Here is a 698-nt window from a genome sequence, read left to right on the forward strand (position 1 = left end):
GCGGAGGCTGGGGAGCGTTGAAGTCGAAGCCGGTTCCTGGACGCCAGCCGAAGTTAAGCGGCAAACAAATGAAGTGGGTGTACGATACGGTAACCCAGAAGAACCCTCTGCAGCTTAAGTTTGCATATGCGCTGTGGACGCGAGAGATGGTGGCATCGGCGATCAAGACTAAGTTCGGGGTTAAACTCAGCGTCGTATCGATTGGCCGCTTGTTGGCTCAACGGGGCATTACCTCGCAGAAGCCACTGCACCAGGCGATCGAGCGCGATGAGGCGTTGGTACAAAAATGGTTGAAGAGCGAGTACCCAAGAATTAAAAAAATGGCGAAAGCACAAGGCGCGGACATTTACTTTGGCGATGCGGCACATATACGTTCTGACCATCATGCCGGACGGACCTGGGGTAAACGAGGTGAAACACCAATTGTTGAGGCAACTGGCGCACGTTATGGTATCAGTCTGATCTCGGCGATCACCTCGAAAGGTCATATGCGGTTTATGATCAAAGAGAAAGGCGGCGTGAACGCCGCGGTGTTTATTGAGTTTCTCAAGCGGCTTGTGGTTGGCCAGCAACGACCGATCTTTCTGATTGTTGATCGAGGTCCTGCACATCGGGCAAAGAAGACCCAGGATTTTGTCGAAACTTTGGACGGCAAACTGCAGCTGTTTTTCTTGCCTCCGTACGCACCTGACACCAAC

Annotated in this window: 1 protein-coding gene; it reads left to right on the forward strand. The window is 52.6% G+C overall.

Going from position 1 to position 698, the window contains the following annotated elements; translation table 11 throughout:
* Positions 1 to 17: 17 nt before the first annotated feature.
* On the forward strand, positions 18 to 698 hold a 681-nt coding region (locus QQJ84_RS19095), incomplete at its 3' end, for an IS630 family transposase (RefSeq protein WP_284259924.1).

It is taken from the genome of Acidocella aquatica, from assembly GCF_030160635.1.
Lineage (GTDB): Bacteria > Pseudomonadota > Alphaproteobacteria > Acetobacterales > Acetobacteraceae > Acidocella > Acidocella aquatica.